Source organism: Rhodoferax sp. GW821-FHT07F03 (genome assembly GCF_059418745.1).
This window is the reverse complement of the sequence record NZ_JBWKQM010000021.1, coordinates 1-20873: the sequence shown is the minus strand read 5'-3', so window position 1 is coordinate 20873 and position 20873 is coordinate 1. Positions and strand designations below refer to the sequence as shown.

Here is a 20873-nt window from a genome sequence, read left to right as displayed (position 1 = left end):
GCGCCAGCCATGCCACGCGTACTCTTTATCTGCAGCCGCAACAGATTGCGCAGCCCCACGGCCGAGCATGTCTTCTCCACCGTACCCGGCATAGAAACCGACTCCGCCGGCCTGGCGCCCGACGCAGACTGCCCGCTGAGCGCGGACCAGATCGAGTGGGCAGACATCATCTGCGTGATGGAGAAGCGGCACCGCACGCAGCTGAGCCAGCGGTTCAAGCGGCACTTGGCCGGGAAGAAAGTGGTGTGTTTGGATATACCGGATAACTACCAGTTCATGCAGCCGGAGCTCGTGGCGCTGTTGGAGAAGCGGGTGCCGGGGCATCTGCGGTAGGTTTGCGTATCGGCCGGAAGCTGCTGGGCCGATTTAAATGCCCATCTCCGAAAGCCCAGTCCAACGTTCGCGTGGTAGGCGGTATAGCACTTGCCTTCGCAGCGGGCTATCTGCGGGCACCAATGGATGGTCGAAATCGTCCGCAGGGTCGTACGCCATACTCAGCTTTTCCATAACGCGGCGTGAGTTGCTGTTATGCGGCACCGTGTTAGCCACGATCTCTTGAAGTCCAAGACGATCGAAGCCGAAGTTAATGGCCGCGCGTGCGGCCTCCGGGGCATATCCCTTGCCCCAAAATCGGCGAGCCAAACGCCAGCCCACTTCCACAGCAGGAGCGAAATGGGCCTGGTAGCCAATGCGGAGCAGGCCAGTCGCACCTATGAATTCGCCGGTATCTCGGGACTCTACGGCCCACAGGCAAAAGCCGTGCGTTGCCAAATGCGCTTGTTGCCGAGCGATCCAGCTGTCCACGGCCTCGGGTGAAGCAAAGGGGAGCAAATACGCCATCACCTCGGGATCAGATGACATCGCCGCGAAAGGCTCACGATCACTGCCGCGCCAAGGACGCAGAATGAGACGATCCGTTTCAAACGGCAATGGCTCTGAACTATGCGGTCCGGCGGGCTTGTGCATGGGGCTGTCTCTACATTCTTGTGCTGCTAAATGGGATATCCACGAAGCGACTCATCGTAAGGAATCGCTCCGCTCAATGGCGCATTTCGGCAGTAGCCTTGAACTTTTTGAGCAATGATTCCGGCATAAGGTAAAGGTCACCGCGGGCGCGCGAACAGGCCACGTACAGCTTGTTTCTCGACAGCGCAGCCAACCCCGCTAACCCTCCTGCTTCGTACTTTTTCCATGCTACATCGGTCATGACGACGCAGACGTCTTGATAGTGATCTTGACCCTTAGATGTTCCCCACGTCTGCGAGTAACACGAGTATTTATCTTGCTCCCGAAAGAATAGCTTCACGGTATCACCGCGGACATAAATCTGTGCGGCAGTGTCCGCATCGCGAACAATGGAAACCGTCGTGACGCGCTCAACGGCAGGACGGATTTCCACACCTATGTGCTTCTGAATAAATTCACAAACTGTTGCACTGCAGCGATGACTTTTCAGCAGAGACGTTGTATCGACAACGAGTCCAGCGCCCTGCAGACTATTCTTGAAACGATCAAAACTATCGTGGAGTCCCTTATTCACTGCACCGTCAACGCTTGTCGAGTATGTGTGCTGAAAGAAATCTCCAACGAGAAGAACTTCCACCTTCGCCGCGACGATCTGCTTAAGCAAATTAAAGTCATGACCTCCGAAGTCCTGCACTTCATCAACGCAGATCTTGTCGTAGTACCGCGCAATGCGGCGTTGTAGTTCAGCGATGCAACCTTTGACTTCGAGCAACTTTGCCATGCGCGCGTGATAAACACGCCTCTCCGAGGTCATATAGCGAGCCGGATTAGTAAGCTTCATCAGCGAGGTGTGATCAGCGGGTCGCTCGAAGCATATGCCTTTCGTCTTCATCTCATCCAGTAGGAACGGCCTATAACAGAATGAGTTTAGAAAGGTGAAGTAGGTGTTCACCGAGATGTTCTCAGGCAAATAACCAAACTTCGCGATCACCCTTCGCCGGATCTCCGCGCAGTTATTCTCGGTATAGGTAATCAGCAACACCCGCTTTTGAAGATTGAGTTCGTCCACCAACAGCGTCGTCTTCCCCGATCCTGCAACCGCGAAGACTACTCGTTTATCCACTTGATGGCCTCTCGCATGTAAACGGGCGCAACAAGATCTGCCTCCTTCTTTTGCAGTAACTCGAACGCAGCATCTGTCTTATTGGCCAGCATGTACTCAAGAGCCGATAGTTTTCGACGGGGCGTAACGAAGACCTCGTCGCACAGTGCTTTATTGTCATCGTAGAGACAGATTTCAAAAGTCTTGCGGCGAATCGATTCGCTGTCGGCGAAAACCTTCGCAGTCCCAGTCACGTGCTCCGCGTAGTTGTCGACGCAGTTCTTCTGATAGTCGCCGTCGTTGTCGCGAATGACGACTGTTCTCACGTCCAACAACTTGGCAAGATCAAGGTACCGCTTGAAGCTTGTGCCGCCGACGGAGATCACATGCACACCATCGCGCTTCAATGAGGAACCGGTGTGCTTAGAGTAAAGGGCGTCCAAGAGAATGAACTCGGCATCCCCCTCTACCAGTATCACTTTCCTTGACAACGCGAATTCGAGCACATTGTTGTCTGGCGCCTTCATAAAGAATTTTGCAGTGTCCTCTGGAAGCTTGTTGAGCCTAGCATTCTTGCCACCCGCGCCCAGCAGGATAGCCTTGCGCAAGTCCAGACGTGACGATATGAGGCTGCTATGTGTTGCCACAAACAACTGCTGGTTCGAAGACTGCGCGATGCGGTCAATGAGTTTATTCATCGTTGCATGGCTGAGATGGTTCTCCGGCTCTTCCAACAGCAGTACGTCCAAGCGGCTCTCTCCACCACGTTTTCGGAGTGCAAACTCTGTCTTTATAAAGCACTGACGTCCCTTCCCTTTGCTCTCAATCGGAATGTCGTCTTCAGTGATAACTAGATCGGCCTCGAGGTTTGATTTGGCACTCGTTCGGACCGAAAATTTGTAGTCGTCAATTCCGTCGTTCAGTTCGGTAAGGTGAGTAGCTCTGAACGCCCCCTTGTTCTGCCGATAGGCGTTCTCGAGCTTGCTTCGGTGGGCCACGTCCGCGTGGAGCGCGAAGACAGACCGGGTGTACTCACGCGCCGCGTAGTCGCTGTCAATCCTAGAACTGTCGATAGCCAAGTGTCGTACATGGCGCTTTACGCTCGAATAGGCGTCTCCGGCGAATGTCATGAACTGCACGCCGTAGTACTCATATGGAAAGTTCGTCGGATCCTCCGCCAGTGCCTCGGCGATATCCTTACTGAACTCGTCCATCGGCTTGAAGGTCATCTTCAGACCGTCCCGCTCGAGGCGCTTCGAGTTGTTCTTTCCGCTCAGCCCTGGTTTAGCACCTACCGAAAGATAAACCTCAACAAACAGCTCCGGTAGGTTCTCAATTGTGCGCACCCCGGCTTGAAATGCCTTCACTGCGGCTGCATTAAGCAGGGTCTCAAGACCAACCGTCTCAACCTTGTTGCGGCTTGCACCCATTACGAGCTCGAGCGCCAACAGTATGGAGCTCTTCCCTGCTTCGTTGTCCCCGATTAGAAGATTTAGATCGGGGTCAAACTCAAGTTCAAGGGCATCAAACTTCTTAAAGTTCGACAAAATTAATTTTTCAATCGTCGGCATTTTTCCTCCCTGGCACAACGCCATTGGTTTGCAAGCTAATCCTGAGAGCCGCGTTGTTGCTGCCGGCCACTCCTCCACGGCCTATGTTAGGTGAGCCCTGCGTCCTCATTGCTGAAAGCACTTGCCTCCCCAACCCCCTCCCGGTTACCCTGACCCCCATGTCATCAAACCGCCACACTTTTTCGCTAGTCCCCATCGAAGCCGATATAGGGGTCCTGTCCTGGTGGCGAGCGTTGTGCGCGATTGCGGTACTGAATGTGTGCCTATGGCTGGCCGTGCTGCACATGGGACCGGGCAGCGGTATCTACGCGGGGCTGCAGCTGGCCTTGTCGGGCGTGTACGTGCTGGTGTGCGCCTACCGGTCGGTGCTGCCCCGGGTGGACCTGGAGCGGCTGGTGGTAGTGGACACACGGCTGTCCAGCATCTTCCTTGGCCGCAGCGCGGCCACGGTGGCCGAGATTTGCTTTGCGCTGCAGCTGGGGCTGTTGGTGCACCAGCTGGGCGTGCATGCCGGCCTGCCGTGGGTGCAGATGGCGGCGTGGGCGATACCGGTGTTCATGGTGGTGGCCCAGGGTTTCTGCTGGCACAGCGTGCTGACGCTGAACCACATTACCCAGGCGGTCGAGTCCTCGCTGTGGGCGGCGGGCTTTGCGTGGATGGCGGCGCTGCTGGGCGCCGTGGCCCTGGGCAGCAGCGGCTGGGTGCAGGCATTGGCCATCGCCGGCATCTTGGGCTCGGTATCCTTCGTGGCCTATGTGCTGTGCGTGGACGTGCCGATGTACTGGCGCCGCTACCAGCATGGCCGCGCCCACGGGTTGGCCTATATGCGCCTGGACCAGGGCGCGCGCGACGCCTGGCAGCGCCGCGTGCCGAGCGGCAACTGGTCGGCCTGGCGGGCCGACGCGCTGTGGCTGACGCCGTACTTCAGCTTCGGCGTGTGGGTGAGCATCGCCATGGTGTTCGTGCCCGGCTCTTGAACGGGCCGGGGCGGTGCTACGCTCTACGTAGACAATCCAGCCATGACCCAAGGCAAACGAATCTCTTCCCACATCCCTAACGACGCGGTGCAGGCCATCAAGGACATGGGCGCCGCAGCCAAGCAGGCCCGCGTCGCCGCTGGCGAAGGGCAGGCCGCTGCGGCAGCCCGGCTGGGCGTGCATGTGCAGACCATTGCCCGCGTGGAGTCCGGCGAGCCGGGCGTTGCCATTGGCCATGTGCTGGGCTTGCTGGCGTTGTATGGCATCAACACGCGGCTGCAGCCGCCCGAAGTAGCAGAGGGCTGAAGAACCCCGGCGGTCATTTGAATAAAAATGGCCGCTAGCGCAGATTCCACCTGCGCGAGTAGCTACCTTTTATATAGCAAAAAGCAGTACCCAGCCCAAGGCCGCACCGGCCACCAGGAAAGGGATGGACCAGACGTGGAAGCTGATCCAGGCGCGTTTGTCTGGCGCCATGCGCAGAGCGATCAGGTTGGCCAGCGAGCCGACCATCAGGCCGAAGCCGCCGATGTTGACGGCGTAGGCCAGCACCTTCCAGTCCTTCGAAAACTCGGCCAGGGCGATGGCCGCCGGCACGTTGCTGACCACCTGCGAGGCGGCAATGCCAGCCCAGAACAAATGCATGGGCTGCTGCAGCCCCCAGCCGGCGAGTGCGTGCTGCACCAGGTCCAGCCCGGCCAGCAAGCGCAGGTCGATGAACATCAGCACGAAGACCAGCAGCAGGCCCCAGTCGATCTGCGCCAGCACGCGCCAGCGCAGCAGGCCCAGACACAGCAGCACGGCCAGCAAGGCCCAGGGGGCGTAGTGCATATCGGTCAGCACCAGGAACACCGGGTACAGCAGCAGGGACACGGCCAGTAGCGGACGGCTGAGCGCGTGCTCGGACTCGGGGTCGCTGGTTTTCAGTTCGCGGCCGGAGAAGGCCAGCGCCGTCACCGCCCATAGCAGCAACATCAGGATGGCCACCAGCGGCAGCATGTGCCAGACGAACTGGCCAAAGGAGCTGCCAGACAGTTGCCACAGGAACAGGTTTTGCGGATTGCCGATGGGCGTAAGGGCCGAGCCGGCGTTGACAGCCAGCGCCTCGAACACCACCAGGCGGGTCGTGGGCAGCGGGGTGATGCGGCAGATGCCCAGGGTCAGCGGCACGATGACGAACAGCGCCACGTCGTTGGTCAGCACGGTAGACAGCGCGGCAGCGGCGGTCACCAGGCACAGGGCGGCGGCGCGTTCGCTGGTCATGTAGCCGACCAGCCAGTGGCCCAGGCGGTATAGCGCGCCGCTGCTTTCCACGCCCTTGGTCAAGGCCAGCAGGCCGGTGAGGGCGGCGATGGTGGGCCAGTCCACCAGGGTCGGGTAGGCGCGCAAGGGCGTGCGGGTGGCCCAGCTCAGGCCCACCAGGGCCAGCAACAGGATCTGCAGAAAAATGTCGTTACGCAGCGTCTGCCAGACGCGCTGCAGCAGCGGCTCAGGCGCCATGCGGCTGCTTGATCTTGCGTACCAGCGCGGTGGTGGAGTAGCCGTCTACAAAGGGTATTGCCAGCGCCGTGCCGCCATAGGCCTGCACCACGGCGGTCTCGGCCAGCTTTTGCATGTCGTAGTCGCCGCCCTTGACCAGGATGTCGGGGCGCAGCTCGGTGATCAGCTCCAGCGGGGTGTTTTCATCGAACCAGGTCACCAGGCTGACCGACTCCAGCGCGGCCATCATCACGGCGCGGTCGGTCTCGTTGTTCAGCGGGCGGTCCGGGCCCTTGCCCAGGCGGCGCGCCGAGGCATCGCTGTTCAGCGCCACCACCAGGCTGCCACCGAGTGCCCGGGCCTGGGCCAGGTAGGTGGCGTGGCCGCGGTGCAGGATGTCAAACACCCCGTTGGTGAAGACCCAGGGGCGGGGCAGGCGGGCCAATTGGGCCTGCGCATCTTCCCGGGGGCATATTTTTTGCAAGAAAGCAGGTACAGCGAGCATTGACGTCATGGTCAAATGCTAGCAGGCTCAGTACCTGCTCAAGAGGAGAGTTGATTTGTCGATACCTGAATAGATAATCTTTGCCACCATGCCGCCATCTCCCACCTATCTGCCCGACTGGGCAGCCCTGCAGCAAAAGGCCCATGCCTTGTTGCGCGACACCCAGAGCGCGCAGTTCCTGCCGCGGCTGGAGCAGCTCTACCAGGAGCTGCATGGGTTGGTGCAGCAGTATCCGGATGCCACGCTGTTTGCGCTGATCCACCTTTCGGCCACCGAGATGCGCAGCTACAGCGCCACCCACGCGATGCTGGTCTACGTGGTGTGCAGCCTGGCCGCCAGCGAAACCCTGAACTGGTCGTCCGAGCGCGATGCCACCCTGGGTAAGGCCGCGTTGACCATGAACATCAGCATGTCGGCCCTGCAGGACGACCTGGTGCTGCAGACCAAGCCGCTGAGCGTGGCCCAGATGGAAGCGGTGGAACAGCATGCCGAACGCTCCTGCAGCATGCTGCGCAGCATGGGCGTGAGCGATGAGAACTGGCTGCAAGCCGTACGCCACCACCACGACCGCACGCCCGGCCCGCCGGCCAGCGAGGCGTTGCACATCGCCCGCCTGATACAGCGTGCCGACATCTATGCGGCGCGCCTGTCGCCGCGCCTGGGCCGGCTGTGCCTGCCACCGGTGGCGGCCGCGCAGTCCGATGAAGCCGGCGCCGCCCTGGTCAAGACCGTGGGCCTGTACGCACCGGGCACGTTGGTCCGGCTGGCCAGCCAGGAGATTGCGGCCGTGATCCGGCGCGGCATCCACAACACCACACCGCAGGTCGCGGTACTGATCAACCGGCAGGGCTTCCCTACCGGCGAGTGGATCGTGCGCGACACCCAGCAATCCAGCTACAAGATTACCGGCCATGTGGCGCGCCGCGATGTACGCGCCGCTGTGCCCATGGAGCAACTGCTGGAACTGATTTGACCGCGCACACCCAGGCATCGCCACCATGAACCTCATCCCCGTCAACCTCAGCACCCTGCGCCTGGGGCAGCCGCTGCCATTCACCCTGCGCAATGAAAACGGGGTGCTGCTGGCCAACAAGGGCTACACCATCACCAGCCGCGAGGAGATCACCTACTGGACATCGCGCGGCATGACGCTGTGCGTGGACGTGGACGCGGCCGACAACCACCGGGCCTATGTGGGCAAGCTGTACGACATGGTGCGCACAGACACCACGCTGGGCCACATTGCCGAAATGCAGCTGGGTGCCGACGACCTGGCGCCGGTCGAGCCCACCGAAGCCTCGGGCATTCCGGACTGGACGGCGCTGCAGATGCGCGCCAACACCTTGCTGCGCGACCCGCAGGCCGAAAACTTCCTGCCCCGGCTGGACAAGCTGTACAACGAGCTGCACAACCTGGTGCAGCTGCACCCCGATGCCACCCTGTGCGCGCTGATGCACCTGGCCGCCACCGAGGTGCACATGTACAGCGCCACCCACGCCATGCTGGTGTACGTGGTGTGCAGCATGGCCGCGCGCGATGTGCTGAACTGGCCGCCCGAGCATGACGCCACGCTGGGCCGAGCCGTGCTGACCATGAACATCGCCATGACCGCGCTGCAAGACCAGTTGGCGGTGCAAAACCAAGCCATGACGGCGCAACAGATCGAGATGGTGGAGCAACACCCGCAGCGCGCCTTCACCATGCTGCTGGCCCTGGGCGTGGACAACGAAGACTGGCTGCTGGCCGTGCGCCACCACCATGACCGCGCCCCCGGCCCGCTGGACGCCAAGACCGTGGCCTTGCGCATGTCCCGGTTGATACAGCGCGCCGACTCTTTCATTGCACGGCTGTCGCCGCGCGTGGGGCGCGACTCCATACCTCCAACCACGGCCATGCAGGCCTGCTATTACGACGAGGAAAAGAACGTGGACGAGGCGGGCGCGGCCATCATCAAGGCCGTGGGCGTGTATTCACCCGGGGTCTTCGTGCGCCTGGCGAATGGTGAAATCGCGGCGGTCATACGCCGCAGCGCCAATACCACGGCCCCCCGCGTGGCCGTGCTGGTGAACCGCGAAGGCATGCCCACCGGCGAGCTGATCGTGCGCGAGACCAACACCCCCAACTACAAGATCGTGGCCCATGTACTGCACCGCGATGTGCGGGTGCAAGTGCAGCTGCACAAGCTGCTGGCGCTGATCTAGCAGCGCCAACCTTGAGCCGCTAGGCGGGGGCTCCCGGGGGGGTGGCTTCGGCCAGTTCCCGGGTGATTTCCTTGCGGTAGCGGTTCAGCTCCTGCACGGTCTTGAAGCTGCGGTCCATCAGCAGGCTCAGGTTGTGCAGGATGCGGTCCACCACCTTGCCTTCCCACACCGCGTCGAACTTGATCTGCGTGTCCAGCCAGTGCTCCAGCCACTCGGGGTTGGGCAGGCGGCTCTGGATGGTGTCGCGCGGGAACAGGCTCTCGTTCACATGCAGATTGGTTGGGTGCAGGGCCTGGGCGGTGCGGCGGGCGCTGGCCATCAGCACACCCACCTTGGTGAAGGCGGTGCGCGCCTCGTTGCCCACATTGGCGATGGCGCGCTTCATGTAGCGCAGGTAGGCGCCGCCGTGGCGGGCCTCGTCCTGGCTGAGCTTGGTGTAGATGTTCTTGATGACCGGCTCGGAATGCCATTCGCTGGCGCGGCGGTACCAGTGGTTCAGGCGGATCTCGCCGCAGAAATGCAGCATCAGGGTTTCCAGCGGCGGGGCCCGGTCGAACTCGAAACGCACGTCGTGCAGCTCTTCTTCGGTGGGCACCAGGTCCGGGCGGAAGCGGCGCAGGTACTCCATCAGCACCAGCGAATGCTTTTGCTCTTCAAAGAACCAGATCGACATGAATGCCGAGAAGTCGCTGTCGTCCTGGTTGTCGCGCAGGAACATCTCGGTGGCCGGCAAGGCCGCCCATTCGGTGATGGCGTTCATCTTGATGGTCTGGGCCTGCTCTTCGGTCAGCAGCGCCGGATCAAAGTCGGCCCAGGGAACATCCTTTTCCATATTCCAGCGTACAGCTTCGAGTTGCTTGAAAAGTTCAGGGTAGAGCATGGCAGTCCTTCATAGCTGGTTTCATTCTAGGCGGTGCAGATGACATTTATTCTCAAAACCATCAAGTAAACAAACCTGTAACGACTTAAATATAACTTATTGGTCGAAATATGACTGATTGGTATATTATCCCACCATGCGATCCACAGTCCTATTTCCCGCAATGTCGCCAGCCCGGTACGCTTGGGGGAACTTTTTAGCCCCAGGCGCTGTCACTGCCCGTGTTGCCGCTATGCGCGCAACCTGTTTTTATTGGCAGCGAAGCCGTCCGCGCTCTGTGCGTAGACACGATGCCCCAGGGCGGTTCTCCTCCTCCCTCACTCCCTTGTTCGCTCCGGGGTGCTTCGCGGCCACTTTCCTCACCCTCATTGCTGGCGACCGGCCATGACAGCGCGCATGCGACTGGCCATCGTCGGCTCCGGCATCTCCGGCCTGGCCGTGGCCCATGCCCTGCACGACCACGCCGACATCACCCTGTTCGAAGCGGGCAGCTACTTTGGCGGCCATACCCACACGGTGGACCTGACCCTGCCCACGCCGCAGGGGCCGGTCACGCATGGGGTGGACACTGGCTTTCTGGTGTTCAACGAACGCACTTACCCGAACCTGATTGCGCTGTTCCAGCAGCTGGAGGTGGCCACCAGCAAGACCGATATGTCTTTCTCGGCCCAGATCCCCGGGCCACAGCATCTGGAATGGAGCGGTAGCAGCCTGTCCAGCGTGTTCGCCCAGCGCAGCAATCTGTGGAAACCGCGCTTCTGGGGCATGTTGCGCGACTTGCTGCGCTTTAACAAGCTCTGCACCCAGCTGGCTTTGGGCAACAACGATGCAGCTCTGGCGCAACCGCTGGGCGACTTCCTGGCCCAGCACCGCTTTGGCAGCGCCTTCCGTGACTGGTACTTTCTGCCCATGATGGGCTGCATCTGGAGCTGCCCCACCGAGCAGATGCTGCAGTTTCCGGTGGCCACCATGGTGCGCTTCTGCCACAACCACGGCCTGCTGCAGGTGCTGAACCGGCCCCAGTGGTGGACGGTGACCGGCGGCGCACGCCACTATGTGGACAAGATCACGGCCCGCATCAAAGACAAGCGCCTGCACAGCCCCGTGCAGCGCATAGAACGCCGCGCCGACGGCGTGTTCATTGCCAGCCAGGAACACGGCTTCCAACGCAGCGAGCGCTTCGACAAAGTGGTGCTAGCCACCCATTCCGACCAGGCCCTGGCCCTGCTGGACCAGCCCACGCAGGCCGAGGCCGCCACCCTGGGCGCCATCCATTACCACGCCAACCAGGCGGTGCTGCACACCGATGCATCGGTGCTACCGCGCAACCCGGTGGCCTGGGCCGCCTGGAACTACGAGCGCGCTCCGGCCACCGAGACCGAATCCAGCCGCGTGTGTCTGCACTACTGGCTGAACAAGCTGCAACCCTTGCCGTGGGAACAGCCGGTGGTGGTTTCCTTGAATCCAATCCGCGAGATCGCGCGTACCCATGTCATGGGCACTTACGACTACGCACACCCGGTACTGGACCTGGCCGCCATCGCGGCGCAAAAACGCATGCCGGCGCTGCAGGGCCAGCAGAACACCTATTTCTGCGGCGCCTGGATGGGCTACGGCTTCCATGAAGATGGCCTGAAAGCTGGGCTGGCCGTGGCCGAGCAGATCAAGGCGGGGGTATGAACGCCACAGGCACGACCCCCTCGGGGGGCAGCGCACTACACGCAGTGAGAAGCGTGGGGGCACCATTGATTGGCTTTGGCCAAGTGCGGCATACCCGGCTACGCCCGGTGCGCCATGCGTTTGCCTACCCCACCTATTTTTTGATGCTGCCCATGCGCTCACTGGGCACGACAAAGCTAGCCATCAACCGCCGCGCGGCCTTGAGCTTTTATGACGCCGACCACGGCGACGGCCAGGGCAGTGCCCTGGCATGGGTTGAAGCGCTGCTGCAGCGCGAAGGCATTGCCGACGCCGATGGCGAAATCTGGCTGCACTGCTACCCCCGCGTATTCGGCTACACCTTCAAGCCGGTGAGCTTCTGGTACTGCCACCGTGCCGATGGGGCCTTGCGCGCCATCGTGGTCGAGGTCAACAACACCTTTGGCGAACGCCACTGCTATGTGCTGGACCAGCCCCGCTATGGCCTAGAGCTGAGCGCCGCCAAGGTCTTCCACGTCTCGCCGTTCTGTCCGGTGGAGGGCGGCTACCGCTTCCGCTTCATGCGGGCCGGCGACAAGACCGTGACCCGGGTGGACTACGACGACGCACAGGGCGCGCTGATCGAAACCAGCGTCAGCGGCACGCTGGAACCCTTTACGACCGCCAGCATGCGCCGCGCCCTGTGGCGCTACCCGGCCATGACCCTGGGCGTCATGGCCCGCATCCACTGGCAAGCCTTCAAGCTGTGGCGCCAGCGCGTGCCCTTCTTCCGCAAGCCCCAGCCACCCCAAGATTTTGTGACGAGATAGAGCCCATGCCCATCAGCACCACCGCCCCACGCTTCGCCATTCCCTCCGACGCGCCCGCCGCCGCCCGCAGCGCCCTGCAACTGCTGCAGCGCCTGCGCCACGGCAGCCTGACCATGCAGCTGCCCGACGGCAGCATGCAGGTATTTGGCAACCACCAGCAGCATGGCGACGCCCCCACCGCGGCCATGACGCTGAAGAACTGGAACGTCTGCGTCGCCGCCCTCAAGTCCGGCGACATCGGCGTGGCCGAAACCTATATCGCCGGCGACTGGACCACGCCCAACCTGACCGACCTGCTGACCGTCTTCATCTGCAACCGGCAGGAGATTGAGGACGTGGTCTACGGCCACTGGATAGGCCGGCTGTGGTACCGCATCAAGCACTTGCTGAACCGCAATACCAAGGCGAACAGCCAGAAGAACATCCACGCCCACTACGACCTGGGCAATGCCTTCTACAGCCTGTGGCTGGACGACAGCATGAACTACTCGTCCGCCTGGTTCGAGGGCGCGCTGGACCAGCCGCTACGCCTGGCGCAAAACGCCAAGGTGCGCCGCGCCCTGCGCATGGCCAACGTACAAAAGGGCGACCGCGTGCTGGAGATAGGCTGCGGCTGGGGCGCGCTGGCCGAGATGGGCACGGTGGAATTCAAGGCCAGCGTCACAGGCGTCACCCTCAGCACCGAGCAACTGGCCTTTGCCAACCAGCGCATGCACCAGCTGGGCGAGCGCTTGGGCTTAGGCAGCCGCACCGACCTGCGCCTGCAGGACTACCGCGACATCGCCGACGCGCCGTTTGACGCCATCTGCTCCATCGAGATGGTGGAAGCCGTGGGCCGCGAATACTGGCCCACCTACTTCCAGACCGTGGCCCGCCTGCTCAAGCCCGGCGGCCGCGCCTGCATCCAGAGCATCGTCATCGACGACAGCCTGTTCGAGCGCTACATCAGCAGCACCGACTTCATCCAGCAGTACATCTTCCCCGGCGGCTGCCTGCCGTGCCCGCGCGAGTTCAAGCGCGAAGCCACCGCGGCCGGGCTGGAGGTGGTGGACGAGTTCGCCTTCGGCCCCGACTACGCCGAGACCCTGCGCCGCTGGCGCGACAAGTTTCTGGCCGCCCGCACCGAGGTGCTGCAACTGGGTTTTGACGAAAGGTTTATGCGCTTATGGGAGTTCTACCTGGCCTACTGCGAAGCCGCCTTCGACAAGGGCAACATCAATCTAGTTCAGTACACGCTATTAAAAAAGTAGCTTCCTGTGCAGGTATTGCCTGCGCCGCAGGCCTTTTTTGCTTGAATCTGTGGGCGGCAGACCTGCCCGCACCGGTGGCCCAGGCCGTACCGCAAGCCACGCTCAGCGGCAGCACGCGCCTACGCGTGTGGGGCTTTGAGGTGTATGACGCCCAGCTCTGGGTGGCGCCCGGCTTCCAGGCCGCGCGTTATGCCGACACGCCCTTCGCTCTGGAGCTGCGCTACCTGCGCGATTTCAGCCGCGCCGACATCGCCCGCCGATCGATTGCCGAAATGCGCCGCAGCGCCAGCATTCCTGACACCCAGGCCCAGGCCTGGCAGCAGAAGCTGGAGGCTGCCTTCCCCGACGTTCAACGCGGCGACCGCATCCTGGGCATCTACGAACCGCAGACCCAGACTGCGCGCTTCCTGACCAATGGCCAGCCCACCGGCGAGATCCGCGACGGCAACTTTGCCGCGCTGTTCTTCGGCATCTGGCTGTCGCCCCAAACCTCCGAGCCGGCCATGCGCAAGGCCTTGCTGGCCGCCACACCGTGACATCCTCCGCCGCTTTCACCCCGCGCAACGGCCTGCTCTACGGCCTGATGGGCCTGCCCCTGGCCTTTGTGGCGCTGCCGCTGTACGTGGTGCTGCCCCACCACTACGCCACCACCCTGGGCGTGCCCCTGGCGTGGCTGGGCCCGCTGCTGCTGGCGGCGCGGGTGCTGGACGGCGTGGTGGACCCGCTGCTGGGCCGCTGGGGCGACCGGCTGTTTGCCACCTCGCACCGTGCCGTGCTGGCGGTGGCGGCGGGCGCCGCACTGCTGATGGCGCTGGGTTTTGCCGGCCTGTTCTTTCCCTGGGCCAGCACACCGCAGGGCCTGCTGCTGTGGGCCGCAGCGCTGCTGGTGCTGACCTATACCGCCTACAGCACTCTCGGCGTGCTGCACCAGTCCTGGGCCGCGCTGCTGGGCGGCAGCGAGACCGAGCGCAGCCGCATCGTGGCCTGGCGCGAAGGCCTGGGCCTGGTGGGCGTGGTCACGGCCAGCGTAGCCCCGGTGCTGCTGGGCCTGCCCGCGACCGTGGGTCTGCTGGTGCTGGGCCTGGCTGCCGGCTGGTGGGCCTGGAGCCGCTCGGTAGCGCCATCCACCCCCGCAGCGACTCTACACGCCAGCCCTGCCGCGCTGTGGCAACCCTGGCGCAACCCGGCGTTTCGCAGGCTGCTGGCGGTGTTTCTGCTGAACGGCATTGCCAGCGCCGTGCCTGCCACCCTGGTGCTGTTTTTTGTGCAAGACCGGCTGCAGGCCGCAGCCGCCCTACAGCCGCTGTTTCTAGCCACCTATTTCATCTGCGCGGCGCTGTCCATTCCGCTCTGGCTGAAGGTGGTGGTGCGCCTGGGCCTGGCGCGCACCTGGCTGGTCGGCATGGGCTTGTCGGTTGTCAGCTTTGTCGGCGCCAGCCTGCTGGGTGCGGGCGACAGCACCGCTTTTCTACTGGTCTGCGTGGCCTCAGGTGCTGCGCTGGGCACCGACCTGGCCCTGCCCAGCGCGCTGCTGGCGGGCGTGGTCAAAGATGCCAAGCACCACGGCGTGGGCGGCAACGCCACCGGCCTGTACTTTGGCTGGTGGAACTTCGCCACCAAACTGAACCTGGCGCTGGCCGCCGGCCTGGCCCTGCCGCTGCTGGCCCTGGCCGGCTACACACCCGGCGCGCAGGACGCGCCCGCCCTGCGCGCCCTCAGCGCCGTCTATTGCCTGCTGCCCTGCGTGCTGAAAGCCCTGGCCGCCGCCGCTCTGTATTGGCTCATCGTCCGTCCAACCCCCGAGGTATCCCCATGAAACGCCGTTTACTGCTCGCCGCCACCGCTATCACCGCCCTGGCCGGCTGCGCAGGCCCCCAAGTGACCGACTACGCGGGCCAAACACCTAAGCTGGACCTGCGCAGCTACTTCAACGGCACGCTGGACGCCTATGGCGTGTTCACGGACCGGTCTGGCAAGGTGGTGAAGCGCTTCACCGTGGTGATGGTGTGCAGCTGGAGCGGCGACGACGGTGCGCTCGACGAGTCCTTCAGCTACTCCGACGGCAGCACGCAAAAGCGCATCTGGCGCATGCACCGCGAGGCCGACGGTCGCTACAGCGGCCGGGCCGACGACGTGGTGGGCGCTGCCCTGGGCGAGGAGAGCGGCAACGCCTTCCACTGGAACTACACCCTGGCGCTGCCGGTGGACGGCTCGGTCTACAACGTGCAGATGGACGACTGGATGTACCTGGTCACCGAGCGCGTGATGCTGAACAAAGCCCGCATGTCCAAGCTAGGCATCCACCTGGGCGACGTCACGCTCTCATTCACGAAACGTTAAGCCAAATCGGCAGCTAGCGCACATAAAACCTGCGCAAGCAGCTATCAAAATAATAGTAGACAGCATGTCACTCAACCCCCGCATCACCGACTGGCACGGCAAAACCGTGTGGCTGATCGGCGCCTCCAGCGGCATCGGCCTGGCCACAGCGCAGGCGCTGCACGGCCAGGGCGCCCAGGTGGTGGTGTCGGCGCGCCAAGCGGACGCGCTGCAGCGCTTCGTGGACCAGCACCCCGGCGCGCGCACCGTGCCGCTGGACACGGCCGACCACGCCGCCCTGCAGGCCGCCGCGCTCAGCCTGGGCCAACTGGGGTGTATCGACGCCGTGGTCTACTGCGCCGGCTACTACCGCGCCCAACGCGCCACCGCCTTTGACCTGGTGCAGATGCAGCGGCACCTGCAGGTCAACTACGTGGGCGTGCTGCACCTGCTGGACGCGGTGCTGCCGGTGCTGCTGCGCCAGGGCAGCGGCCACATCAGCCTGGTTGCCAGCGTGGCCGGCTACAGCGGCCTGCCGCAAAGCCTGGCCTACGGGCCGACCAAGGCCGCGCTGATCAACCTGGCCGAGACCCTGTACCTAGATCTGCATGACCAGGGCATAGGCGTGAGCCTGGTCTGCCCCGGCTTCGTCAAAACCCCGCTGACCGCGCAGAACGACTTCCAGATGCCGGCCCTGATCACCCCCGAGCAGGCCGCCACCGCCATGCTGGCCGGCTGGGCCAGGGGCGCGTTTGAAATCCACTTCCCGAAACGCTTCACCCTGTGGATGAAGGCCCTGCGCCTGCTACCCTACGGCGCCTACTTCCGGGCAGTACGCGGCATGACCGGCCTATGAGCGACACACCCATTCCCCTGCAGACCATCGTCGATTTCTTCGAGACACTGACGCCCACCTCGGTGGCGCGCTGCGGCGACATCTACGCCGCCGACGCGCGCTTCAAGGACCCGTTCAAAGACGTGCAAGGCCTACCCGCCATCCAGGGCATCTACCGCCATATGTTCGACACGCTGGATGGGCCGCGCTTCGTAGTGCAGGAGCACATCAGCAGCGGCCCGCAGTGCTTCCTGACCTGGGACTTCCAGTTCCGCTTCAAAAGCTTCAGCCCTACCGTCACCCAGACCATCCACGGCGGGTCGCACCTGCAGCTGGGGCCGGACGGCCGCATCACCCTACACCGCGACTACTGGGATACAGCCGAGGAGCTGTACGAAAAGCTGCCCGTGGTGGGTGGCTTGATGCGATGGCTGAAGAAGCGGGTGAATAGTTAAGGATGGAGCCGAGCTAGTCCAGATGTAGCGCTGAAAGTCACACTAAATTTTGAAGTACATGCTGGCGTTGTGTAATTGTTCCAGCAGTCAATATGCGCCACTTTATAAGGTACTCTGATTTGGTCGTAGGTATATCGCTGCTATATCCATACTTGTTTAGCAGGGCTCTTGCTGCGGTGGATAAACCAATTTTGTTGATTTCCACATAGATAGCCTGGCGCAGCATTTGTTCGATTGTGGGTGATTCGATAATCCAACTTGCATGCGTGTAAAACGGGACGATGCTGGCCTCACTCAAAAACGGTCTGCAAGAGCAAAATTTTTCTGCATAAGATTCTTCATTGGTGAGCTTCCATAGCCAGTAATAGAGTTCAAATGATTTTTGTGTTCTAGTCTCCGGCCATTCTTGTTCCACTTGCAGTAGGGTCTTCAAGGCAACATCGGGATTTATGCGTACCAGACCCTCCATTCCCATTCCGTCGCGAATAGTTTCTTTGCGCAACATTTCAGTTGCTTGATCTCGTTCGTCACCTTTAAGTGAATCCAGGTAAATCAAGGTATAGCCGTCAAGCTTTTCCCGCCCATTCGCGTTGTATTCATCGAGAAATTTGTTAAATGCATCACTCACATAAATCCTATTTCGGCGCTACGACGGTATAAATAATTTCGTCAACAACACCTGCATCTTGGGCGTCTTTTAATATCGGAAATTCAGTCCCCTTCCAAATGCCACCACCTCCTTGGGCAGCCCTTTCGGCACTCTGCACAACATTGACAGTTCCGCTGGTTCCTTCTGCATATTTCGCTGACAAACCGCTCCAAAAATCGTGTCCATTTGGTGGCGGATCGTTCTGCCATCCCGGAAATCTCTCCCCTAACTCAGTCCACCCGTCGGCCACTTTGCCCCCTGTAGTAGTTTCCAATGTGACACCCCCCATCTCGGCAGCCTTTGCTTTTGCTGCATTCAAGTCACCTGACCAGAAAACAGCTTTATCTGTGGCGGACGAAACATCCAAACGATCAATCAACGCTTTTGGCTTGTCTGCGGGAGCGATATTCGGATTGTCCAGAACCTTCTCTCTCAGATAGGCGCGTGCCTCTTCTATTTTTCCGGCTTTACCCCACTGGGCCGTGACGTATATCAGATCTGGTAGCGCTCAATTTGCGCAAGAGCGCGGAGCTTCACGTCATTTGAATCGCTGCGTAGTTCAGCAATCAGCAAGGAGTAGCGTTGATCATCAACATCCGAGCCACGAGGCAGGGCAACTGCCTCCAATAAACGCCTCGCAGCCCGCGCGACTGCGCTCGAATTCGCCTCAGTCAGTATTACTTGTTTAAAAAAAACTATCGCCTCATCAGAAGTTGGGGTACGGCCAATGGCATCCACGACAAGTGGTTTTATACGATCTGAGTAACTTGGGAAGTCCTCAATCATATGTGCTTGATACGTTAAGTCACCTGTATTTTTGACAAGCTGCTGCTGAAGCATATAGACATGCTCCAAATACTGACCCCTTAGCTTTTTTTCCATTGCCTGCACAACAGATATTGCTTTTTGCTTATCAAGAAGGAAAATCCATTCTGCTGAAAAAGGAAGTTCCGTTATCAGTAATTCGAAAGCTTTTTCTTTTTCACTGTCATCGAGGCCAATGAATGCATCAGTACTATAACCATCAGCCTTCTCGCTGCCGGTCATTTTGTATTGTTTCATAAATTTATCGAATGCTGCAGTCATATTAATTTCCTCCAAAAAGGGAAAACGCCTCAGCGCTATCTGGTTTTATTTTCATTGTGTCCAGCACATTGCCTGCTTTGTCCATACTAAAAATATTTATTGAAGTCACCTTGCCTTCGTCGAGGATCGTTGGCCACTCGCGTCCTCTCCAAGTTGGACCACCAGCAGGAAATTTCCCCGCATCTTGCACAACATCGATAACCCCGGATGCACCCTTTGAATAATTGGATGAAACGTCGCCCCATAAATCCCAACCATGAGGAGGCATATCTTCCTTATTCCATGAAAAGGTGTTGTTTAAATCCTTCCATCCGTCGATCACCTTACCCCCGGGAGTTTGTTCAAGAATGGTCTTACCTTTTTCAGCAGCGATCTTCCCTGCCAAATCCTTGTTCCCGGACCAGAACATCTTTTCCTTATCCGATGTGACGTCTAAACGCTTCAAAATTTCATCCATTGCCGCCTGCTTTTCGGTTGCAGTTTTTGCTGCCTTTGCTGCATCAACATGAGGTTGCAAAATCTCCCTCGCTTCGTCGATTTTTCCAGCTTTAGACAATTGCGTAATCCGCTCCTTATCCGCAGCCGCCAAAGCATCTGCAGCGGCCTGCTTCTTCGTGTTCATTCCCTCCTCCGGCGGCTTGACCGGATCAGGTTTCTCTTTAAGCGGTGGCGGCTCTGCCTTGAGCGGAGTTTTAGGCTTCGCGGACTTGCTGGGTTCTACTTTCGGTTTCGCCTTGGCGGCCGGAGCTTTGTTCTCCACCTTGGCCAACACTTTGCCCGGCGTGTCCTGCACCAGCTGTTTGACGGGCACTTGGGCTACTGTTTTGTCTGCCTGCACACCGGCAGAAACGGTGTGCACCTCTTTCGGCGCGGTTTGCGCCAATACTTTTGTCAAGCGTGCATCTAGCTCGGCCATTGCCTTGGGTACCTGCTTGAGCGCATCTTGTTGCACCGCGTAGAACTTCTTCTCCCACTCCACCAACTTGGCAATGGTGGCTTTGACCGTGTCGAAGTAGCGCAAGCTCTCCAGGTGCGTGCGCAGGGCTATGACCATCTCCAACAGCTTGCCAGTAACCTTTTGCAGAGCCTGAACCACCGCTTTTTCATACTTGGCGAATTTCACTGCCCGCAAGAACTTCATCACGTCGCCTTTAATGAACTTTTGCAAAAACTGCACAAGCTCCACCAGCTTCGATGCCTCCTTAATAAGCAGGAGCATTACAGCCCGCAAGGCCGCACCCAGCTCGGAGCCGGCAATGCCGCCAACAATCGCCCCCACACCGGCTGCGGCGGCACCACCAGCAGCCATGGCCAATGGCAAGGCGAGCACGATCAGGCAGGCGCATAAAAGCACCCACTCCATCAGCTCTTCGCGCTTTTCTGGATGATTGGCCATGCGCAGGATGACAGCCACTGCGTCGCGTGCGCTGGTAACGATCACCACCCCGGGTAGAAAACTTACCAGCATGTCGGCTACGACGGCAGACAAGGGGCGATGGTCGGCAAACTCGCCAAAGAGAACCGACTTGAGCCAGTCCATGCCCCCAACCACGCTTGCCCATGCGTCATCAAGCATGCTGTGGCCGTTCGGAGGCGTATTCAGGTGGGTATTCCCGCTCATGCTTGGCTCTCTCCATTCGCCTTGCCTGCGTTGGCAGGCATCCAGTTCAATAGCTCGTGTACGTCATCGTGCATGTCTGTCGATACGCTGGAACTGGCCGGCAATGGGTGGTATTTGTATTCCACCTTGGCAGCAGTGCCTGCTGGAACGCCCGCAATGCGGGCAATACCCATGGCATCCAGTGTCCCTGAGCGGGTGCTGCCGTCTACCAATGTGGCTTTGTAGCTGGCCCCTGCGATGGATTCCCCCCAGTCGGTGATGTGGCGGAATTCCAAATCGGTGTTGGCTAGTTCGGTCTTGGGCAAGTGCGGAGGGGTATACCCCACCCGCCCCGGCCCCTCAAACACCTTCTCAGAAGCATGCACGGTGATCTGCCCCGGTGCGGTGGTGGTGATGTTCCCACCCTCAATGGTGATACTCGCCCCCGCGGCGGTAGCGATGCGAATCCGCTTGGCCGCAGCCCAGTCGATGTGGGCGTTGGCGCTCATTACATCGACTTGGCCCTTGGC

At 60.8% G+C, this 20873-nt stretch carries 24 protein-coding genes; 13 read left to right on the top strand and 11 right to left on the bottom strand.

Annotated elements, in window-relative coordinates; all coding sequences use genetic code 11:
- Positions 1-9 precede the first annotated feature (9 nt).
- On the top strand, positions 10-333 hold the full coding sequence (locus AC07R0_RS24675; RefSeq protein ID WP_495106869.1) for a low molecular weight protein tyrosine phosphatase family protein: 324 nt from the start codon (positions 10-12) through the stop codon (positions 331-333).
- A 33-nt stretch (positions 334-366) separates the two neighbouring features.
- Here AC07R0_RS24675 and AC07R0_RS24670 read toward each other — a convergent pair whose 3' ends face one another.
- The 3 genes from AC07R0_RS24670 to AC07R0_RS24660 form a co-directional block, all read right to left on the bottom strand.
- On the bottom strand, positions 367-966 hold the full coding sequence (locus tag AC07R0_RS24670; protein ID WP_495106868.1) for a GNAT family N-acetyltransferase: 600 nt from the start codon (positions 964-966) through the stop codon (positions 367-369).
- A 73-nt stretch (positions 967-1039) separates the two neighbouring features.
- The gene (locus AC07R0_RS24665; RefSeq protein ID WP_495106867.1) at positions 1040-2089 is read right to left on the bottom strand and encodes an AAA family ATPase; all 1050 of its coding nucleotides are present in this window, start codon (positions 2087-2089) and stop codon (positions 1040-1042) included.
- On the bottom strand, positions 2074-3639 hold the full coding sequence (locus AC07R0_RS24660) for an ATP-dependent nuclease (protein WP_495106866.1): 1566 nt from the start codon (positions 3637-3639) through the stop codon (positions 2074-2076). The genes AC07R0_RS24665 and AC07R0_RS24660 overlap by 16 nt, the downstream gene beginning before the upstream one ends.
- Positions 3640-3797: 158 nt before the next feature.
- On the opposite strand from AC07R0_RS24660, the gene AC07R0_RS24655 reads away from it, so the two are divergent.
- Together AC07R0_RS24655 and AC07R0_RS24650 are read left to right on the top strand one after the other, a co-directional pair.
- Positions 3798-4616: a hypothetical protein gene (locus AC07R0_RS24655; RefSeq protein WP_495106865.1), complete on the top strand. Its 819-nt coding sequence runs from the start codon at positions 3798-3800 to the stop codon at positions 4614-4616.
- A gap of 42 nt (positions 4617-4658) precedes the next feature.
- Positions 4659-4922 carry a helix-turn-helix domain-containing protein gene (locus tag AC07R0_RS24650; protein WP_495106864.1) on the top strand — a complete coding sequence of 88 codons (264 nt, stop codon included), beginning with the start codon at positions 4659-4661 and terminating at the stop codon, positions 4920-4922.
- A 69-nt stretch (positions 4923-4991) separates the two neighbouring features.
- On the opposite strand, the gene AC07R0_RS24645 is transcribed toward AC07R0_RS24650, so the two are convergent.
- Both AC07R0_RS24645 and rfaE2 read right to left on the bottom strand, forming a co-directional pair.
- The gene (locus tag AC07R0_RS24645) at positions 4992-6116 is read right to left on the bottom strand and encodes an SLC13 family permease (RefSeq protein WP_495106863.1); all 1125 of its coding nucleotides are present in this window, start codon (positions 6114-6116) and stop codon (positions 4992-4994) included.
- Entirely contained in the window at positions 6106-6600 is a 495-nt protein-coding gene (gene rfaE2 / locus AC07R0_RS24640) for a D-glycero-beta-D-manno-heptose 1-phosphate adenylyltransferase (protein ID WP_495075818.1), read from the bottom strand. Before rfaE2 ends, AC07R0_RS24645 begins: the two co-directional genes overlap by 11 nt.
- A gap of 88 nt (positions 6601-6688) precedes the next feature.
- Between rfaE2 and AC07R0_RS24635 the strand changes: the two genes are divergently transcribed.
- Complete coding sequence (locus AC07R0_RS24635) at positions 6689-7573, top strand: HD-GYP domain-containing protein (protein ID WP_495075504.1); 885 nt, start codon at positions 6689-6691, stop codon at positions 7571-7573.
- A gap of 25 nt (positions 7574-7598) precedes the next feature.
- Complete coding sequence (locus AC07R0_RS24630; RefSeq protein ID WP_495106862.1) at positions 7599-8801, top strand: HD-GYP domain-containing protein; 1203 nt, start codon at positions 7599-7601, stop codon at positions 8799-8801.
- Positions 8802-8820: 19 nt separating this feature from the next.
- Here the strand turns inward: AC07R0_RS24630 and AC07R0_RS24625 are convergent, their stop codons facing one another.
- Complete coding sequence (locus AC07R0_RS24625) at positions 8821-9681, bottom strand: ferritin family protein (protein ID WP_495100039.1); 861 nt, start codon at positions 9679-9681, stop codon at positions 8821-8823.
- 396 nt (positions 9682-10077) lie between these two features.
- On the opposite strand from AC07R0_RS24625, the gene AC07R0_RS24620 reads away from it, so the two are divergent.
- The 8 genes from AC07R0_RS24620 to AC07R0_RS24585 all read left to right on the top strand — a co-directional run bounded on the left by AC07R0_RS24620 (position 10078) and on the right by AC07R0_RS24585 (position 17008).
- Complete coding sequence (locus tag AC07R0_RS24620; RefSeq protein WP_495106890.1) at positions 10078-11361, top strand: NAD(P)/FAD-dependent oxidoreductase; 1284 nt, start codon at positions 10078-10080, stop codon at positions 11359-11361.
- Positions 11358-12149 (top strand): DUF1365 domain-containing protein, encoded by a 792-nt coding sequence (locus tag AC07R0_RS24615; RefSeq protein WP_495106861.1) that lies wholly within the window; start codon positions 11358-11360, stop codon positions 12147-12149. Before AC07R0_RS24620 ends, AC07R0_RS24615 begins: the two co-directional genes overlap by 4 nt.
- A 5-nt stretch (positions 12150-12154) precedes the next feature.
- Entirely contained in the window at positions 12155-13399 is a 1245-nt protein-coding gene (locus tag AC07R0_RS24610; RefSeq protein WP_495106860.1) for a class I SAM-dependent methyltransferase, read from the top strand.
- A 41-nt stretch (positions 13400-13440) separates the two neighbouring features.
- The gene (locus AC07R0_RS24605; RefSeq protein WP_495106859.1) at positions 13441-13935 is read left to right on the top strand and encodes a chalcone isomerase family protein; all 495 of its coding nucleotides are present in this window, start codon (positions 13441-13443) and stop codon (positions 13933-13935) included.
- Entirely contained in the window at positions 13932-15215 is a 1284-nt protein-coding gene (locus AC07R0_RS24600; protein WP_495106858.1) for an MFS transporter, read from the top strand. Before AC07R0_RS24605 ends, AC07R0_RS24600 begins: the two co-directional genes overlap by 4 nt.
- Positions 15212-15739, top strand: a complete 528-nt coding sequence (locus AC07R0_RS24595) for a DUF3833 domain-containing protein (RefSeq protein WP_495106857.1) — start codon at positions 15212-15214, stop codon at positions 15737-15739. The genes AC07R0_RS24600 and AC07R0_RS24595 overlap by 4 nt, the downstream gene beginning before the upstream one ends.
- Positions 15740-15803: 64 nt before the next feature.
- Positions 15804-16574, top strand: coding sequence for an SDR family NAD(P)-dependent oxidoreductase (locus tag AC07R0_RS24590; protein ID WP_495106856.1), 771 nt, complete (start codon positions 15804-15806; stop codon positions 16572-16574).
- Positions 16571-17008 (top strand): nuclear transport factor 2 family protein, encoded by a 438-nt coding sequence (locus tag AC07R0_RS24585; RefSeq protein WP_495106855.1) that lies wholly within the window; start codon positions 16571-16573, stop codon positions 17006-17008. The genes AC07R0_RS24590 and AC07R0_RS24585 overlap by 4 nt, the downstream gene beginning before the upstream one ends.
- Positions 17009-17045: 37 nt before the next feature.
- On the opposite strand, the gene AC07R0_RS24580 is transcribed toward AC07R0_RS24585, so the two are convergent.
- The 5 genes from AC07R0_RS24580 to AC07R0_RS24560 form a co-directional block, all read right to left on the bottom strand.
- The gene (locus tag AC07R0_RS24580; RefSeq protein WP_495100030.1) at positions 17046-17636 is read right to left on the bottom strand and encodes a hypothetical protein; all 591 of its coding nucleotides are present in this window, start codon (positions 17634-17636) and stop codon (positions 17046-17048) included.
- Between the two features lie 7 nt (positions 17637-17643).
- The gene (locus AC07R0_RS24575) at positions 17644-18036 is read right to left on the bottom strand and encodes a hypothetical protein (protein WP_495106854.1); all 393 of its coding nucleotides are present in this window, start codon (positions 18034-18036) and stop codon (positions 17644-17646) included.
- A 113-nt stretch (positions 18037-18149) separates the two neighbouring features.
- Positions 18150-18743, bottom strand: a complete 594-nt coding sequence (locus AC07R0_RS24570; protein WP_495106853.1) for a hypothetical protein — start codon at positions 18741-18743, stop codon at positions 18150-18152.
- 1 nt (position 18744) lies between these two features.
- On the bottom strand, positions 18745-20364 hold the full coding sequence (locus AC07R0_RS24565; RefSeq protein ID WP_495106852.1) for a hypothetical protein: 1620 nt from the start codon (positions 20362-20364) through the stop codon (positions 18745-18747).
- Positions 20361-20873, bottom strand: a 513-nt coding sequence (locus tag AC07R0_RS24560) for a DUF2345 domain-containing protein (RefSeq protein WP_495106851.1), incomplete at its 5' end; no start/stop codon positions are given. The genes AC07R0_RS24560 and AC07R0_RS24565, both read right to left, overlap by 4 nt.

Bases quoted from the DNA above. Each gene is read 5' to 3' on its own strand.
- AC07R0_RS24585 (WP_495106855.1), top strand. From the start codon at position 16,571: ATGAGCGACACACCCATTCCCCTGCAGACCATCGTCGATTTCTTCGAG.
- AC07R0_RS24675 (WP_495106869.1), top strand. From the start codon at position 10: ATGCCACGCGTACTCTTTATCTGCAGCCGCAACAGATTGCGCAGCCCC.
- AC07R0_RS24660 (WP_495106866.1), bottom strand. From the start codon at position 3,639: ATGCCGACGATTGAAAAATTAATTTTGTCGAACTTTAAGAAGTTTGAT.
- AC07R0_RS24620 (WP_495106890.1), top strand. From the start codon at position 10,078: ATGCGACTGGCCATCGTCGGCTCCGGCATCTCCGGCCTGGCCGTGGCC.
- AC07R0_RS24595 (WP_495106857.1), top strand. From the start codon at position 15,212: ATGAAACGCCGTTTACTGCTCGCCGCCACCGCTATCACCGCCCTGGCC.
- AC07R0_RS24570 (WP_495106853.1), bottom strand. From the start codon at position 18,743: ATGACTGCAGCATTCGATAAATTTATGAAACAATACAAAATGACCGGC.
- AC07R0_RS24630 (WP_495106862.1), top strand. From the start codon at position 7,599: ATGAACCTCATCCCCGTCAACCTCAGCACCCTGCGCCTGGGGCAGCCG.
- AC07R0_RS24635 (WP_495075504.1), top strand. From the start codon at position 6,689: ATGCCGCCATCTCCCACCTATCTGCCCGACTGGGCAGCCCTGCAGCAA.
- AC07R0_RS24565 (WP_495106852.1), bottom strand. From the start codon at position 20,364: ATGAGCGGGAATACCCACCTGAATACGCCTCCGAACGGCCACAGCATG.
- rfaE2 (WP_495075818.1), bottom strand. From the start codon at position 6,600: ATGCTCGCTGTACCTGCTTTCTTGCAAAAAATATGCCCCCGGGAAGAT.
- AC07R0_RS24655 (WP_495106865.1), top strand. From the start codon at position 3,798: ATGTCATCAAACCGCCACACTTTTTCGCTAGTCCCCATCGAAGCCGAT.
- AC07R0_RS24615 (WP_495106861.1), top strand. From the start codon at position 11,358: ATGAACGCCACAGGCACGACCCCCTCGGGGGGCAGCGCACTACACGCA.
- AC07R0_RS24670 (WP_495106868.1), bottom strand. From the start codon at position 966: ATGCACAAGCCCGCCGGACCGCATAGTTCAGAGCCATTGCCGTTTGAA.
- AC07R0_RS24590 (WP_495106856.1), top strand. From the start codon at position 15,804: ATGTCACTCAACCCCCGCATCACCGACTGGCACGGCAAAACCGTGTGG.
- AC07R0_RS24650 (WP_495106864.1), top strand. From the start codon at position 4,659: ATGACCCAAGGCAAACGAATCTCTTCCCACATCCCTAACGACGCGGTG.
- AC07R0_RS24645 (WP_495106863.1), bottom strand. From the start codon at position 6,116: ATGGCGCCTGAGCCGCTGCTGCAGCGCGTCTGGCAGACGCTGCGTAAC.
- AC07R0_RS24610 (WP_495106860.1), top strand. From the start codon at position 12,155: ATGCCCATCAGCACCACCGCCCCACGCTTCGCCATTCCCTCCGACGCG.
- AC07R0_RS24625 (WP_495100039.1), bottom strand. From the start codon at position 9,681: ATGCTCTACCCTGAACTTTTCAAGCAACTCGAAGCTGTACGCTGGAAT.